Consider the following 17,835-nt stretch of genomic DNA (forward strand, 5'->3'; position numbering starts at 1 on the left):
GGCAACAAATCGTTGTTTGCTCTTCGAAACTTAACTTCTTCCAATTATATGTCACTCAAGCCGAGTGCTGACAGACCACGGACCGCGAGCGTACACGCTTTGGTACCCGGGCCTTCACCTCCGGTCTTGTTAAAAATATTCAGGTGCCTATATCGGCGGTGTCCACCTCTTCCCATTCCGAACAGAGAAGTTAAGCCCGCCAGAGCCGATGGTACTGCGGTAACACGTGGGAGAGTAGGTCGGTGCCAGATCTTAAAGAGAGGCCCCGTAGCAACAGCTACGGGGCTCTCTTCGTTTATGGCCCTTTTCGAGCGGCATGGGCCTCCAATCACAAACCCGGGCCGGGCAAAGCCCTGCTCTTGACAGGCAAATTTTATTTATGTTATTCCAAAAAAGAGTGAATTAGTGGTTGTTAGGTTTTTATTTTGCTTATAAACGCCTCTGCAAATATTAGGATGTAATTGCTCTACCAAAATAATTACATTTTCGTTAAAAGAACCCTAGTATAAAACTGAATCGATGCAAATATGTTAATATGCTAAGGTTTGCCGTAATATTTGGTTATCTTTGTTTTTAATAAAAATATAAGTATAAGTAATGAGTTTTTTTGCAGATAAAAGAAGGGAAGTAATGATGCATATTGAAAAATATATGCTCGAATCGATGGGAACTTATTTGAAACCTATTGATACAAACTGGCAACCTTCTGATTTTTTACCAGATTCTACAAGTGAAACATTTTATCAGGACATCAGAATTTTAAGAGATAATGCAAAAGATCTCTCTTATGATTTAGTAGCCGTTTTAATAGGCGATACGATTACAGAAGAAGCTTTACCTACATATGAATCGTGGCTTGCAATGGTTGATGGACATAGTGGAGACGAAGAGGGTGGTTGGATGAAGTGGGTTCGTCATTGGACTGCAGAGGAAAATCGCCATGGTGATTTGCTTAACAAATACTTATATTTATCTGGTCGCGTTGATATGCGACAAATGGAGATTTCTACTCAGTATCTTATTGCCGATGGTTTCGATATTGGTACCGGACATGATCCTTACCGCAATTTTATATATACTAGCTTTCAGGAATTGGCAACTAATGTTTCTCACAGAAGAGTAGCATCTTTAGCTAAGAAAGACGGTGATACCTTACTTTCGAAAATGTGTGGGGTTATTGCATCAGATGAAGCTCGACATGCAAAAGCATACAAAGATTTCATGAATCGTATTTTCGAGGTAGATCCTAATGAAGCTATGTTGGCGTTTGAAGATATGATGCGTAAGAAAATCGTAATGCCAGCACATTTCTTAAGAGAAGTTGGTTTAAAAATAGGCCAAACTTTTGGTCACTTTACAGATGCAGCGCAACGTTTGGGCGTGTACACTGCGGTAGATTATGTTGAAATTATGCAACAGTTAATTATCGACTGGAAAATTGAGGGGATGCGTGATTTAGATGAGGCAGGAGAAAAGGCTCGTGATTATATCATGAATTTACCTTCGAGATTATTGAAAGTTGCAGAACGTATGAAAAACCCAACGATTGATTATAAATTCAGCTGGATTGCTGGATAAGCATTTCATACAGTAAAATATAACCCTGTTTCTTATTCAGAAACGGGGTTTTTTATTTAAATCTTTCGTGAAATGCCCTTTCCAAATTCTCAATATGAGAAGGATGGGCAATACTAATGAGTGCCCTGGCTCTCTGTTTCAAGTTCATGCCGAATAAATTTACTTTTCCATATTCTGTAATAATCCAATGTACATGCCCACGTGTGGTAACCACGCCAGCGCCCTCTTTTAAATATGGAGTAATTCTAGAAATGCCCTTATTAGTGATTGATGGTAAAGCGATAATAGGTTTTCCACCTTGTGAAAGAGATGCCCCACGCATAAAATCCATCTGTCCGCCAATACCAGAGTATTGATAAGTGCCTATTGAATCTGCACATACCTGTCCGGTTAAATCAATTTCTATTGCACTATTGATTGCGATCATATCATTGTTTTTTCTAATGATACTCGTGTCGTTTACATAACTGATATCCAATACTTCTATTTCTGGATTATCATCTACAAAATCATATAGCCGTCTAGTACCAGCCATAAAACTAGTCACCGATTTACCTCTATTTATTTTCTTCTGACTGTTATTAATAGCTCCATTTTGGATCAACGGAATTACTCCATCGGAGAGCATTTCGGTATGAAGGCCTAAATTTTTATGATTTGTTAGATTTTTTAAAACTTGATCTGGAATTGTACCTATTCCAAGTTGTAATGTAGCTCCGTCATCTACTAATTCTGCAATATTTTTGCCAATCTGTTTTATCGCTTCTGTTGCACCATGCTCATAATTTATTTCTGGTAAATCAGCTTCATGCCAAACTAAATTATTTATTTTACTCACATGAATGAAACTATCACCGTGAGTACGTGGCATTTTTGGATTGACCTGTGCAATTATAAATCTTGCCATTTCCACTGCAGCTCTTGCTATATCCACAGATGTTCCTAGTGAACAATAACCATGTTTGTCTGGAGGAGAAACATGAATAATTGCTACATCAATTGGTAAAATATTACTTTTAAAAAGCTGTGGAATTTGGCTTAAAAATACGGGCACATAGTCACCGAAGTTGCTATTTGCAATTTGTCTTGTGTTAGCGGATACAAAGAGAGAATTTATGTAGAAACTCTCTCTGAATTTTTCATGATTGAAATCAACATCTCCAAAACTGGTGATGCTCACGAGCTCTACATTTTTTAATTCCTGGTATCTGTTTTGAAGTGCATGAATAATATGAATTGGTGTTGCAGCACTTCCATGAAGAAATACACGATTACCAGAATGAATACTTTGAACGGCTTCAGCAGCACTTATATAATGAAATGTGGACATGGATACCTTGAAATTAGTTTGTACTAAGTTATTGATTGCCAAATGAGAGCATAGTTTTTACAATCTCAAAATAATATGATATTTATTACTTCTTATTCGAATTTCGTTACATATTTCTTCTATATTGCCCTCCAACCTCGTAAAGGGCTTTACTAATTTGCCCCAAGGAACAAATCTTACAAACCTCCATTAACTGTTCAAAAATATTATCACCGGCAACAGCAGATTTCTGGAGTTGTTTTAATAGGCCAGCAGATTTATCTTCATTTCTATCTTGAAACTTTTGGAGGGCTGAAATTTGATATTGCTTTTCTTCTTCAGTTGCACGAATAACTTCACCAGGTATAATTGTTGGAGAACCATTTTTGTTTAAAAAAGTATTGACACCAACTATAGGATATTCTCCGGTATGTTTTAGAGTTTCATAGTACAAACTTTCTTCCTGAATTTTGCCACGTTGATACATGGTTTCCATAGCACCGAGAACTCCACCACGATCGTTAATTCTTTTGAATTCGGCCAGAACTGCATTCTCAACTAATTCTGTTAATTCTTCTATGATAAAAGCTCCTTGTAATGGATTTTCATTTTTTGCTAAACCTAATTCTCGATTAATAATGAGTTGAATGGCCATTGCCCTACGCACAGATTCTTCAGTGGGGGTGGTAATCGCCTCATCATAGGCATTGGTGTGAAGAGAATTACAGTTATCATATATTGCATACAATGCTTGTAAAGTTGTGCGAATATCGTTAAAGTCTATCTCTTGAGCGTGCAAAGATCGGCCAGATGTTTGGATATGATATTTTAATTTTTGAGAACGGTCATTTCCCTTATATTTATTTTTGATTGCTTTTGCCCAGATTCGTCTTGCTACACGACCGATAACTGCGTATTCCGGATCAATTCCATTAGAGAAAAAGAAAGAGAGATTTGGAGCAAAATCATCAATATGCATCCCACGACTTAAATAATATTCTACAAAAGTAAATCCATTACTTAATGTAAAGGCAAGTTGCGAAATTGGGTTGGCGCCTGCTTCAGCAATGTGATAACCTGAAATAGAAACAGAATAAAAATTTCTAACTTTTTCATCAATGAAATACTTTTGAATATCGCCCATCATTCTCAAGGCAAATTCTGTTGAGAATATACAGGTATTTTGAGCTTGATCTTCTTTTAAAATATCTGCTTGAACGGTTCCACGGACTGAACTTATTGCTTTTGCCTTTATTTTTGAATAAACATCTGATGGTAAAACCTGATCTCCTGTTACACCCAAAAGTATTAATCCCAAACCATCATTTCCTTCTGGTAAAGTGCCTTCATAAACTGGGCGGTCTATATTTTTATCTTTATAGATGATTGCTATTTTTTCCTGTATCTCAGTTTGTAAATCATTTTCGATGATGTATTTTTCGCATTGCTGATCAATTGCTACGTTCATGAAAAAGCCCAATAGCATGGGAGCGGGGCCATTTATGGTCATGGATACCGATGTAGAAGATGCACAGAGGTCGAAACCTGAATAAAGTTTTTTTGCGTCGTCCAAAGTAGCAATGCTTACTCCCGAGTTTCCAATTTTACCATAGATATCTGGGCGAATATGAGGATCTTCACCATAAAGTGTAACGGAATCGAAAGCGGTTGACAAACGGTGAGCAGGCTGACCTAATGATACATAATGGAAACGTTTGTTTGTTCTTTCTGGGCCACCTTCTCCAGCAAACATTCTAGTAGGATCTTCTCCTTCGCGTTTTAAAGGGAATACGCCAGCAGCATAAGGGAATTCTCCGGGAAGATTTTCAGTTAGGAGCCAACGCAAAATATCGCCCCAATCTTCATATCGTGGTAAAGAAACTTTAGGAATGTTCAGTTTAGATAAGGATTCGTAGTATAGCGGAAGTTTAATTTCCTTATCCCTGACTTTATATATAAAAAACTCTTCTTTATAAGCTTTTTTTGTTTCAGGCCATTGGCGGAGTAGTCTCTTACATTCTCCATCTAACTGCTCTTCAAAAAAAGTGTAAGCTTCTTTTATTCCATCACCCAAAGAAAGAGATTGATGTTCTTCGGACAAATCAATAACGCCTTTAAGTTGATACATTTTTCTTGCAATACTAGCTTGCTTATCAACCCATTCATTATACGTTTGGCTAGATTCTGCAATTTCCGCTAAGTATCTAATTCGATCTGGCGGAATGATGTAAATCTTTTCTGATTGATCGGAAGTAAGCTCCATTTTTGCATGGAAATCAGTTTGCGTTTTCTCTTTTATTTGTTGCATTAAGGCTACAAATAAATTATTCATTCCAGGATCGTTAAACTGAGAAGCCATTGTTCCGTAAACGGGAATCTCCTCATCCTTGGCATCAAAAATATTGTGATTTCTTTTATATTGTTTGCGTACGTCTCGCAAAGCATCCAATGCACCTCTCTTATCAAATTTGTTTATTGCCACTAAATCGGCAAAGTCGAGCATATCGATTTTTTCCAGTTGAGTTGCAGCACCAAACTCGGGTGTCATAACATAAAGGGAAACATCGCAATGCTCGGTAATTTCTGTATCAGATTGGCCAATTCCAGAAGTTTCTACAATAATCAAATCGTAGCCCGCCGCCTTGCAGATATCTATACTTTCTTGAACATTTTTTGATAGGGCAAGATTTGCCTGGCGTGTTGCTAGGGATCTCATATAAACTCTAGGATTATTAATCGCATTCATACGGATTCGATCGCCTAGAAGGGCTCCACCAGTTTTTCTTTTAGATGGATCGACAGAAATAATAGCAAGCGTTTTATCTTTAACTTCAACAAGAAATCTTCTTACTAACTCATCTACTAAGGAAGATTTACCTGCGCCACCTGTTCCAGTAATTCCTAAAACTGGTGCTTTATTATTTTTTGAAAGTTTTTTTAACTCATCAACAAATTTTTGTGCACCTTCGGGATCATTTTCTGCAACTGTTATTGCTCCTGCAATTGCTTTAATATCTTTTGATGGGATGGTTTCCAATTCATTGGTGATGCTAGTTTTTGTAATGAAGTCCGTTTTTTGCAACATATCATTGATCATTCCCTGCAAGCCCATTTTGCGCCCATCATCTGGAGAATAAATTTTTGAAATTCCATAAGCCTGCAATTCTTCGATTTCCGAAGGAAGAATTACACCTCCACCACCGGCAAATATTTTAATATGACCCGAACCTCTTTCTTGCAAAAGATCGTGCATGTATTTGAAATATTCGATATGCCCGCCCTGGTAGGAAGTCATCGCAATGCCTTGAACGTCTTCCTGAATGGCACAATTAACCACTTCATCTACCGAACGGTTGTGACCTAAATGGATAACCTCGGCACCAGATGATTGCAGAATTCGACGCATAATATTAATAGTAGCATCATGACCATCAAATAAAGAAGCAGCGGTTACAAAACGTATTTTATTCTTTGGTTTATATATTTCTACTTGTTGCATAGTACGGAATTTTTTGATTAGGAATTTGAAGAATTCCTAGACTTTGGCCTATTTATATTTGGTATGCAAATGTAACAAATACTTATAATAGGATTGGTTTTTAATGGTATTGATACATTAATATAACAAAAATGCCCCCATTAAGTGTGTATCACTTTTGGGGGCATTTGGAGTTGGTGATTTTAAGCTTTATTTATTTGTAATTTCAGTTATAGGTTCTCCCACACATCCATTTGGCATTTGTATGTGGAGTAAAGCGGCCAATGTTGCCGAAATGTCCGTCATATAATGCGTTTTGTTTGATGCACCTTGTTTAATGCCCCAGCCCATAAATACCAATGGAATATGTGCATCATAAGGATTCCAGCTTCCGTGAGTGGTACCCGTGCTACCACCATTAAACCAGTTTGGATTTAGAATGTAATAAAGATCTCCGCTTCTTCTTGCATTGTAGCCATTAGTAATCATCTTTTTCTGAATCTCTGGGATGGTTGCCTGTGCTATTCTTGAAATATCAACAACATTTGCAAAGCCATCCATTCTTTTTAAGAATTCAATAGATGCTGCTTTAATTACATCAAAACTTACGGTACCATTATCGGTTTTATCATGATCGAAGATGATTTGATTGTTCATCGATTTTAGCACCACATTGTTCACTTTAAATTTTTCATTTAAGAATGCATTTAACTTAAAAACAATATCTCTGTCGCTAACAACACCTGCAGGGATTTTATTTTCAGCCATGAAACCTGGGACGTGGGCAGCACCATGATCTGCAGTTAAGAATATTGTATAGTTTCCTTTGCCTACTTTTTTATCTAAATAGTTAAGGAATTCTTCTAAATCTTTATCCAAACGCAAATAAGTATCTTCAGCTTCAATTGAATTTGGTCCATATCCGTGACCTACATAATCGGTTGCTGAACAACTCACCGCAAGAAAATCGGTAATGTTATCTTGGCCCAAATCTTCTGATAAAATAGCCAGTTTAGCTAAATCTAAAGTGATTGTATTGCCGTACGGTGTACTTCTAATCGCATCAAAGTTTTTATCGATATTTTGCTTAAGCATATGTGGAAAAGTACTTGTTTTTCCTTCATAAACTTTTTCATCAGCTGTACTGTTTACGTAGGTGTTAATTGGGTAGAGTGTTTCCCAGTTTTTAGCATAAAACTTATTCGCCAATTTTAATTTATTGTAATCTGCAATCCAGGTTGGAACTTCTTTCATGTAATATGAACTGGTAATCCAGTTTCCAGTTGTACCTTGATACCAATATGCTGCGTTTGCTGCATGGCCAGCGGGAAGGATTGAACCTCTATCTTTTAAAGAAATGCCAATTACTTTACCTCTAAAATTAGTCGCTAACCTAAGTTCGTCTGTAATTGTACTCGTTAGCATGTTTTTAGGAGACATTTGACCTTCGGGCGATGGGGTACTTCCAACCGTTACTACTGAAGTATCTTCCGTACAATACATATTCTTTTTGGTTTCAGAATCGTACCAATCGTTTCCAATTATACCGTGAATTGCTGGAACAGAACCTGTATAAATACACGTATGACCGCAAGCCGTATAAGTTGGAGTATAAGGAATGAACGTATTTTCTACAGAAAAACCTTCGTTAACCAATCTTTTAAAACCACCATTTGTATAGCGATTATAATATCTGTACAAATAATCCCAGCGCATTTGATCGACTACTAAACCAATTACCAACTTTGGTCTTGCAACTTCAGCAGGAAAAGCTTTTGGTTGAGCTGTAGTTGCTTTTTTTGTTTGTGCAGATGCAATAGATAGGGTAAAGAGAGATAGGGAAAGGACTAAATAGGATATTTTCTTCATTCTTATTTTGTTATTTGGCTAAAGTAACAATTTTTAGATGAAGAATTTTTGAAGTTTTTGTAAAGTTTATATTGCTTCTGCTACTACAAAAGTACTTCCGCCGATGAATATTAAATCATTAGAACTTGCTGATTCTATTGCTTTTGCCTTTGCCTCGGCAACTGAATTAAATTTGTGTCCTTTTAATCCAAATGTAGAAGCTTGTTCTTGTAAATCTTTAACTTCAAGACCACGCTCTAAATCTGGTTTGCAAAAATAATATTTAGCTTGTTTTGGAAGTAAGGATAGTACTTTGGAGATATCCTTATCTTTCACCATTCCAAAAACCATATGAAGATTTTGGTGTGGTGTTTGAATAATGTTTTTTACAACTTCAGTTATTCCAGCTTCGTTGTGGCCGGTATCGCAGATAATTAACGGATTTTTACTCAAGGTTTGCCAACGACCTTGTAAGCCGGTTCTTTTTTTAACTTCTTTCAACCCTTTATAAATACTTTCTATCGAAGTTTTAATTTCGGTTTGCTGATTTAAAATAGCAAAGGTTTCTAAAACTGTCAGAATATTTTTTGGTTGATAAAGCCCTGTTAAATCACTTTGGAGATTTTTATACTGTGGTTTGTTTCCCCGAAATATAGATAGTGATAGTTTGTTATTTTTTACCTTAATCTCTTGAGCTGATAACACTGCATCGGCAAAAATAATCTGGGCGTTCATTTCCTCAGCCTTACTTAAGAAAACGGCTTTTGATTTATCTTGTGTTTCTCCAATAACCACTGGCGTATTTTTTTTTATAATGCCCGCTTTTTCTCCGGCGATTTCTTCTATCGTATTACCGAGCATGTTTGTATGGTCTATACTGATGTTGGTGATTACTGAAATCTCTGGCTGAATGATATTTGTTGAATCCAATCGACCACCCAAACCAACTTCGATAACTGCGACATCAACTTTATGCCTGGCGAAATAATCAAAAGCCATTGCTACGGTAACTTCGAAAAAGGAAGGCTCAACTTCTTTTATCAGTTTCTTTTGCTGTTGAACAAATGTTATCACCTCGGCTTTCGCCATCATTTTACCATTTATTCGAATGCGTTCGCGAAAATCTTTTAAGTGAGGGGAGGTGTATAAACCGGTTTTATAACCCTGTGCCTGTAAAACCGAAGCAAGCATATGGGATGTGGAACCTTTACCATTTGTACCTGCAACATGAATACTTTTAAATTTATGCTGAGGATTATCTAAAGCTTCGCAAAAAATTATGGTGTTGGTTAAATCTTTTTTGAAGGCAGATGCACCAACACGAGTAAACATGGGCAGTTTACTGTATAAATAATCAAGCGTTTGCTGGTAGTTCAAGATGGATAAGGATAAGCGTAATAAAATTTAAATTCTAAATTACTTCACTTTAAAGTTAAAAACAACCACACCAGTTTGGCTATCGCCACCTATATCTGTTTTGCTCAAAGCCGAATTCAAAACGGCTTGAATACATTTGTTAACCAATTCAGTATCTGTAATTGTAGAACCTTTTAACTCTTGATTGGCTCTTGTAATTGTTCCCGATTTATTAAAATAAATCCTTATGGCAACCTTGCCGGTTTTTTGACCATCATCCTTCGGGATAACTAAATTTGAAAAACGACGTAATTCTATAGGTTTATTTCCAAAACCAGATCCACCTTCTCCATAATTATTTGATAAAGGGTCTCCATTAACAGATCCTTGATTGCCAGCTGTAGTTCCAGTTCCATCGCCACCACCTTGTCCGGTGCTTTTTTTACCTTTATATAAGGCATTTTGGTTGATAACAGGTTTTGAAGGTTTTTCTTCAGTTGTGGTAGTTGGTGTTGTGGCAGTTGCTTTTTTAGGTTTGGTATTAATACTCAAAGCTTCCTCAGTATTCTGAGTTTGAATGTCTTTATCGCTACTTTCTGTAGATGTTGTTGGTGTTACTTTTTCTTCAGGAGTTACCTTATCTGGTTTTTTATTGTTGGCGTTAGGATCTGCAGATGGCTCTTCGATACTTGTGTAATCATCGCCCATTCCTTCTGCCGAAGTTCCATAGTTTACAACCATGCCACCCATGCCCAGTTCTTCGGGTGGTTGGAAAGTACCAATCACAATAATAAAGCTTATGGCTAGTAAAATAGCCATAATGCCAGTAGAAATGGCAACTGCTTTTGGATAATTATTTTCTTCTTTATGAGTCATTATTTCTTAGGCTCAACAGCTACAACAAGCTTTAATTTTAATTTGTTTGCAATATCATTCACTACAAATCCATCCTGATAAGTTACATTACGAGATACATATAACAAAATCGTCATATCTGGCGCCAATTTTTGATAACCTTCTAATACGGGCTGTAATTCTTCTATAGTTACTGGTTTCTTATCAACGAAATATTTTAAATTTTCGTCTATCGTTACGGTAACTGCTTTTTTAGCAGTAGATTGTTGTCCGCTAGAGGATTGTGGCAAGAGTAATTTAACTACTGTTGGATTTACCACGGCAGAGGCCAATAAGAAAAACAACATCAGAAAGAACATGATATCGTTCAGTGCTGATGTATGTACTTCTACACTTCCTTTTGTTCTTTTGCGTAAATTCATTATTTGCCTGGTTCTTCTAATAAATCAATAAAATCAATTGCATCGGTTTCCATTTTAAGAATAATTTTCTCTACCATAATATTTAAAATGTGGTATAAAACATAAGCGATAATCCCGATAATTAGTCCAGTTGCCGAAGTAATCATTTTGGTATATAAACCACCAGAAATGGTTCCGATTTCAATGGCTCCTTTAATTGATACCTGGTGGAAAATGGTAATAACCCCAACAATTGTACCTACGAAACCAAGCATTGGGGCAATACCCGCAACGATTCCTAAAATGCTGATATTTTTTTCCAGTTTGGAAACTTCTAATTTACCAACATTCTCAATGGCGCCTTCAATGTCTTTAATTGGGCGACCAATGCGTTTTAGACCTTTTTGCAACATACGAGAGAGAGGAGAGTTGTTGTTCCTCAACATTGCAGACGCACCTTCTAAGTTTCCTGATTGGATATAGGATCTAACTTGAACCATTAAATTAGATTCATCTTTAGTTGCTTTTTTGATGGTTAAATAACGCTCAAAGAAAATAACCAAAGCTAAAACGGCTAAGAAAGCCAATGGAATCATTACCCACCCACCTTTAAAAAGCAAATCAATAAAATGTATTTCTGGTGCGGGCTGACTTAAATTTGGATTAACCGCGGTTGCCGTATCCTGCAATGCTTTTGTTGTATCTTGAATAATTGTTAATAAGGTTGTCATTACGGTGTGTTTATCTGTTTAATATCTAATTCTTTTATTCTAACTTTTTTACTTAATGCTGGCCTTGCTTCTAAAGCCTCTTTTTCTGTTTTAAAAGAAGCTATACTTACCTTTTTATATGGCCCTTCAATCGGTACTATTTTGGCCACTATGCCATATCCTTTCATTTGCTGTACAAATTGCTCAGCCTTTTTAGTTGTTTTGAAAGATGCTCCAATAATTTCATAACTTAAGGTTCCAGTTTTTGTACCTAGAACTACAGGTTTTGTTGGAACAACAGCAACTTTTTTAACAGTATCTTTTTTCGGTATAACCTGATTGGCTTTTAAAATGCTATCTGTTTTTGCGATGGAATCTTGCTTTGCTTTATTTGTATCTATTACAACTTTAGGCGAATCAATAATTACTGCTGGAGTTGGGCTTTTCTCTATTTTGGCAATTGGATTGAACAGCTCTGGATTGATGAAATAAACAATTGCGCCAATAACAATTAAAATTAAGATGCCAATAAATATTTTAGGCCAAACTGATTTGCTTTCTGCTTCAATTGGTTCATCCAAAAGTGGGTCATGACCAAATCGATTTGGATGTTCAGCATGCTGTTCCTTAATAAACTCTGGTGCTTCAATTATTTCTTCGTGAGGAACTACTTCTTCAGTTGAAACAACTTCATCATGTAAATTAATGTAAGTTTTGGGTGTTTCAACTTCTGGTGTATGTCCGAAACGGTTGGGGTTTTCCTCATGTTGTTCTTTTATAAATTCTGGAACAACAACCTCTTCTTCGTTTGTGTTGACTAAACTCTCTTCAGATTCTGGTGTGTGCCCGAAACGATCAGGATTTTCTTCGTGTTGCTCTTTTATAAATTCTGGAACCTCAATTTCATCTTCTGATGGTTTTTCAGAATGTTTTAGTGTATTCTTAAGATCGTCTTGAACCTCATCTAACTCTACATTTTCTACGACAGGAAAAACATTTTCAGTCTCTTCAATTTTATCGTTTTGCTTTGAAGGTGCTTCTGCAATTTCATCGTAAACTTCCTCTTCATCTTCTTTTTGGGCTGAAGATATTACTTCCTCAGGAGGATGTACAGTTTCTGCAATGGTAGGTAAGCCAAAAAATTCTGATCCGTAATTTATATCATTCGATGGCTCAAAACTTAAGCCATCATGCTCCGTATAAAATAATCTTCCGGTGTTTTCGAGTTCAGCTTCATGCTCAATTTCCAGCTTTTTATTAACATCCTCAACAAATTGAGAAATGTAATATTTAGCACTTTCGAGAGAGATATTTCTTTTACTAGAAATAAAGCTGGCTAAAGCTTCTTCATCTTTAACTTCCTTTGAAAACTGCAAAGTATATCCCGGAGGTAAAAACGATTGTTTTTCCTTATCGTATCTGCCCGGAAATTTCTTTTTATAGAAAGTTCCCAAGCCAGTAATACCGACTTCTTTGCTTTGTTGCAAAAGTTCTAAAAGGTATGATAAGATATCCATTCGGGTAAAATTAAGCGTTTTTTCTAAACCTACACAATAATTAATTTAATGTGTTTAAAATGAATAAGTTAGTCCGCCGAAAATATTAAATCCATTTACCTGATAAAATAAATACTTGCTGTAATTGCTATTTAAGATATTATTTGCCTTTGCAAAAACAGAGAATTTGTTGTTGATTCTATATTCTGCACCTAAACCCAAATCAACATAACCTTTAACAGTAACAATAGATTCTATTGCTGGATTTGGAACTACATATTGCAACGGACTAACTGGAGCAGAAACATTTATTTTAGCTTTTACATCATCTTGAATAACTACACCAGCATTAAAGCTTAGTTTTTTATTGTAGGTATAAACGAAGTTGGAGCTTACTTTTAATCCCGGTTTAAACCAGCTGTAAGTTTCTTGAGCAGGTTTCCAATCATCAATATTTAATTTTCCAGTCCATTTTAATGCATCGCTAACTTGAACAGAGATTTCGCCTTCTAAGCCAGTTAACTTTGTTTTGCCGAAATCATAAATAACATCGAACTTATTAAAATCTGTATAGTTATTTACGAAAAGAGGCATGTCATCAAATTGCTTAACGTAAACACGAGCTTTATAACCAAAACCTGGTCCGCCTGTACCTTTAATACCAGCACTGAAACTTAATTTCTCAACCGTATTTTTAATTAAGATATTGCTATTTAACCAAGGGTTTTCATCTGTGAAACCTTTTAAAGAATTTCTATTGACATCGCCTTTTACTTCTCCAAAAATCTGTAGATAATCTGGAATCAAAGTGAAGTCTGCCGTAACTGCAGGAAAGATTCTTGAGCTACTGAAAGCACCAAACTCTTGAACGAAATTAATTCCTGCCGTAATTTTTGCGCCTTTAACCTGTAAACGGATGTATGGATTTAAACGCAATAAGTTATTACCAACTCTTGTTAAAGCGTCTTTAGTGTTTCCGAATTCTGCTGCTGCTGCTAAACCTAAATTTAATGAGCTAATGCGTTTATTTAAATAACCATTAACCGTAAAATAATTTTCTTTAGCATTGAATTTATCGCTCCATACGTATCCATCAGCTTTTAACGCATAACTTAAAGCATCTTCATCTTCTGTAAAGTTTTTAACCAATTCACCTTCGGCTTCGAACATCGTTAAAGCCTGTTTTTCTGGATTAGGATTTAAAGTTGGGCGATCGTTATCGATGCCATAAAAATGAACACCATTGCGCTCGAAGTTAACCCGACCGCTAACCGTATTTTCATCTAAAATACTGCGACCAAAAACACTAAGTTGTTGGCTGCTGCTATTTTGTTTGTTTAATTTACCTTCCTGACTGAAGTGTTTAAAGTAACCGCCAACTTGCAGGCCTTCATCTTTTCCGGAGTTAAAATAAGCTTCACCTAAAAGCGTAGCTTGAGAACCAAATGCGCCCTTAACATAATTGTTAATTAGCTCTGTTGCCTTTTCATCTACCAGTTGTTGTGCCTGTAGTTTTTTAATATCGCTATTCAGCTCTAATTTTCTATCCATTAGGCTGTAATTTAATTTTGCTTTGTATGTTTTTACATCATCCAAATTAGGGCTTCTTCTCAGCTTTACAGCTTCTGCCAAAATTGGTTTATAAGGACGTACAACTTCAATCTCTTCGTTAACTGCAGCTTTTTCTTCAGGTTTCTTATCCTGTGCCTGGGCTGTCATTAATCCGGCAGCCAAGAAAAAAAGTGAACTATATATATATTTAATCGACTTCATAATTCTACTTCTTCTGGTTTAGTTTTTCTAATTTTTGTTTCGCAGTTGGGATAATATCATCCTTACCATCATAATTATCGATAATACTTAGAAGTGTACTTTTTGCCTGTAAATTATCTTTCAGCGCAACATAGTTATCAGATAATAAGATAAATGCTTTAGCTACCCAATAATCATAAGAAGCCATATTGTTAATAATGTCGAAACACGATTTTGATGAAGTTTTATAATCACCCTTAGTATATTCCAATTGAGCTAAATTATATTTTGCTTCTGCGGCTGCAATAGTTTTAGTAGTTGCAACAACATTTTTGAATTCTTTAACCGCGGTTGTTGTATCTCCTTTTAATAGATAAGCCTTACCTGAGTATAATCCAGAACTGTTTTTTTCTTCTTCAGAAGCTTTTTCAGATTCTTTGGTTAATTGCGCATATTTCAACATATCATCAGGCATACTAAGTGCAGTATATGCTTTTAATAAACTGTTAATTGCGTAACTATAATGTGCTTTATAATCTGTTGTGGTTTCTAATCTTTTCAGATAAACAATGGCCTCATTGTATTTTTTCTGATCCAAGAATACTTGTGAAATACTCAATAAAGAGCGTTCAGTATAGTCACTTGTCCAATCGTTCAAAATAAATTCGTAATCTGCAACGGCTTCATCTGGGCGCTTAAGTTTAACTAAAGATTCTGCTCTGATAAACTTGGCTTCTTTCTCATGAATTGCTTTCGGAAATTTATCGAAGTATGCATTAACAGCTTGCAAAGCACCGTTTGCATCACCCTTAAGATATAGGTTGTTGGCAGCGCTGAATATTATATTATCCTGCTCTGCATTTGAGTAATTTCCAAGTGGAGTAGTTCCTGCGTAAGCAATAAAGCCATTTGCATCACCTTTATCAACATAAATATTCTTGATCGATTCTAAGGCTTGCTTAGCTTCATCCGCACTCGGATAATCGCGGATAACTTTTTTGAAAGATTCTAAAGCCGCATCATCCTGATCTTGATTGTACTGAACCAAACCAATTGTTACTAAAGCTTTTGGAACATAACTGCTTCTTGGATATTTTGCAACGAGTTCTACCAAATCTGATTTAGATTTATCGAAATCGCCTTTGTTAAAGTAGGTATAGGCAGTTTCGAAACCAGCATCATCAGCGTAGTTAGAGTTAGGGAATGTTTTCAACAAGCTTTGCATGGTAGCAATTTTTGTATCATACTGAGTTTCCAAACCTTGGATCATTCCTTTTTGAAATAGGGCGTAATCTTCTGCGCTCGTTTTGCGACTGATGATTTTGTTATAGTTCGCCATTGCATCGCCATAGTTTTTATTTACAAAATATGAATCGGCTAAGCGGATGGTTGCATCATCAATTGTTTTTTGATCTTTATCGTTTCCGGCTAAAAATTTCTCAAAATAATTAGCTGCTGTGCTATATTTTTCATCTTCGAAAGCCGCATACGCTAAAGCATAGTTTGCAAAATTGTAAACGCCGGTTTTATCGGCATCGGGCATTTTTAAGAACAGTTCGAATGTTTTAACAGCTTCGCTAAATTTACGAAGCTCGTACATCGATTCGGCTTTCCAATAGGTGCTTAAAGCATGGATTTCATTGTCTTCAGGGAATTTTTCCGAACGTAAAAACATAGCTAATGCATTTGGGAAAGCCCTTTCGTTATAAAATTCTAATCCTCGGAAATAAGTAACCTTTTGATAAGCTTCCTTGGCTTCTAATGTTTTATTCGGAATTGGCTCCAGAATATCAACAGCAGCTTGGTAATTTTTTGTCGTTAATAAAACTTCACCCAATAATGTTTTGGCTTCATTAATTTTTTTAGAGTTCGGGAACTGTTTTAAGAAACCTTGGGTGGCATCTAAAGCCTGCTGATGAAATTCTAACTCGTAACTTAACTTGGCATAGTTTAACCAAGCTTCTTCTTGAATGGCTTTATCAAAACTTAATCTAGATGCTCTGAAAAACGCACTTTGTGCTTTAGGTTTATCACCCAGTTGAATAAATGCTTTACCTAAAGTGTGCATTCCGTTTTGAAGATAAACATCATCCGAATTAAGCTTCTCTAAAACAGAAACAGATTCTTTATACTTTTTATTTTGGAATAAAGAATAGCCGTATTGATAAATAAAGAGGTTGTTTTTGGTGTCGCTTTTATCTTTTGCATAAAATTCGGCAAAATATTTTTCAGCATTTTTGAACTCAGATTTTGCGAAATAAGATGCTGCTACCAAGCTTAACATTTCTGGTTCGAACTGCTGTTTGGTTTTTTGCATTGCAGGGATCGCATAACTAATCACATCATCATAACGCTCATCTAAATAATACATAGATGTGATGTAATACGGATAGCTAGCCTCATAAGTCGGAGAGCCTTTTAGCTTTTCAAAATTTGCTAGCGCCGTTTTGTACTCTTTGTTTAAATAATTAATGTAAGCAAAATAGTAGGTCGCACTTTCTTGAAAATCGCCTTTTTCTTTTTTAACCTGTTCAAATAAAGGTTCAGCCTTTTCATAATCTTTTAGCTCAAAATAGGAGTAGCCTTGTTTAAATTGATACTCATTGCGTTGCTTTCCAGAAAGAGTAGAAGGATCTGTTTTTTCGAACCATTCTAATGCTTTTTTATAGTTTTTTTGGTTGAAATAAGTTCTTCCAACGTAAAAATAAGCAAGTTTGGTATTAGGATTTAGAGGGTAATCGCGAATAAAAGCCTGAAATAAACTTTCGGCATCACTGTTAGTAAGTTCTAAAGCGCAAACAGCTGCGTAGAACTTAGCATTTTCTTTAAGTAAAGATAATTCCGCATTACTCTCGGTTTGTGTAGACGGTTTAAAGCGTTGTTGCTCAACAAGTTTAAACTGTTGCGAGGCCGCGGTGTATTTTTCCTTATCTAATAATTCTAAACCCGTTTGATAGTTTTTATTGAGGTTTTGTACCGCGCTAACTTGAGCGTATGTACTAAAACTTCCTGCTAAAAATAGCGGAATTAGTAAGTATTTTTTCTGCATTGG

Annotated in this window: 11 protein-coding genes and 1 rRNA gene; 2 read left to right on the forward strand and 10 right to left on the reverse strand. The window is 35.9% G+C overall.

Annotation, left to right across the window (positions count from 1 at the left end; genetic code table 11):
- Positions 1-139 precede the first annotated feature (139 nt).
- A 5S ribosomal RNA gene (rrf, locus tag H7U22_RS13140) occupies positions 140-251 on the forward strand.
- A 346-nt stretch (positions 252-597) separates the two neighbouring features.
- Positions 598-1,578, forward strand: a complete 981-nt coding sequence (locus H7U22_RS13145; protein ID WP_187071814.1) for an acyl-ACP desaturase — start codon at positions 598-600, stop codon at positions 1,576-1,578.
- Positions 1,579-1,630: 52 nt separating this feature from the next.
- On the opposite strand, the gene H7U22_RS13150 is transcribed toward H7U22_RS13145, so the two are convergent.
- From H7U22_RS13150 to H7U22_RS13195, 10 genes are all read right to left on the reverse strand, one after another.
- Complete coding sequence (locus tag H7U22_RS13150; RefSeq protein WP_187071815.1) at positions 1,631-2,908, reverse strand: acetyl-CoA hydrolase/transferase family protein; 1,278 nt, start codon at positions 2,906-2,908, stop codon at positions 1,631-1,633.
- Between the two features lie 106 nt (positions 2,909-3,014).
- Positions 3,015-6,386, reverse strand: coding sequence for a methylmalonyl-CoA mutase family protein (locus H7U22_RS13155; protein WP_187071816.1), 3,372 nt, complete (start codon positions 6,384-6,386; stop codon positions 3,015-3,017).
- A 189-nt stretch (positions 6,387-6,575) separates the two neighbouring features.
- Positions 6,576-8,234, reverse strand: coding sequence for an alkaline phosphatase PafA (gene pafA, locus H7U22_RS13160; RefSeq protein ID WP_187071817.1), 1,659 nt, complete (start codon positions 8,232-8,234; stop codon positions 6,576-6,578).
- Positions 8,235-8,300: 66 nt separating this feature from the next.
- On the reverse strand, positions 8,301-9,590 hold the full coding sequence (locus tag H7U22_RS13165) for a bifunctional folylpolyglutamate synthase/dihydrofolate synthase (RefSeq protein ID WP_248284748.1): 1,290 nt from the start codon (positions 9,588-9,590) through the stop codon (positions 8,301-8,303).
- 39 nt (positions 9,591-9,629) lie between these two features.
- Positions 9,630-10,445 carry an energy transducer TonB gene (locus H7U22_RS13170; protein ID WP_187071818.1) on the reverse strand — a complete coding sequence of 272 codons (816 nt, stop codon included), beginning with the start codon at positions 10,443-10,445 and terminating at the stop codon, positions 9,630-9,632.
- Positions 10,445-10,846: an ExbD/TolR family protein gene (locus H7U22_RS13175; RefSeq protein WP_187071819.1), complete on the reverse strand. Its 402-nt coding sequence runs from the start codon at positions 10,844-10,846 to the stop codon at positions 10,445-10,447. Before H7U22_RS13175 ends, H7U22_RS13170 begins: the two co-directional genes overlap by 1 nt.
- Positions 10,846-11,556 (reverse strand): MotA/TolQ/ExbB proton channel family protein, encoded by a 711-nt coding sequence (locus tag H7U22_RS13180; protein ID WP_187071820.1) that lies wholly within the window; start codon positions 11,554-11,556, stop codon positions 10,846-10,848. Before H7U22_RS13180 ends, H7U22_RS13175 begins: the two co-directional genes overlap by 1 nt.
- Positions 11,556-13,052 (reverse strand): HU domain-containing protein, encoded by a 1,497-nt coding sequence (locus H7U22_RS13185; RefSeq protein WP_187071821.1) that lies wholly within the window; start codon positions 13,050-13,052, stop codon positions 11,556-11,558. The genes H7U22_RS13180 and H7U22_RS13185 overlap by 1 nt, the downstream gene beginning before the upstream one ends.
- A gap of 54 nt (positions 13,053-13,106) precedes the next feature.
- A complete protein-coding gene (locus H7U22_RS13190; protein ID WP_187071822.1) occupies positions 13,107-14,804 on the reverse strand; it encodes a porin family protein in 1,698 nt (565 codons plus the stop codon).
- A 4-nt stretch (positions 14,805-14,808) separates the two neighbouring features.
- Positions 14,809-17,832: a tetratricopeptide repeat protein gene (locus H7U22_RS13195; RefSeq protein WP_187071823.1), complete on the reverse strand. Its 3,024-nt coding sequence runs from the start codon at positions 17,830-17,832 to the stop codon at positions 14,809-14,811.
- Between the last annotated feature and the right edge of the window lie 3 nt (positions 17,833-17,835).

It is taken from the genome of Pedobacter fastidiosus, assembly GCF_014306625.1.
Classification (GTDB): Bacteria; Bacteroidota; Bacteroidia; order Sphingobacteriales; family Sphingobacteriaceae; genus Pedobacter; species Pedobacter fastidiosus.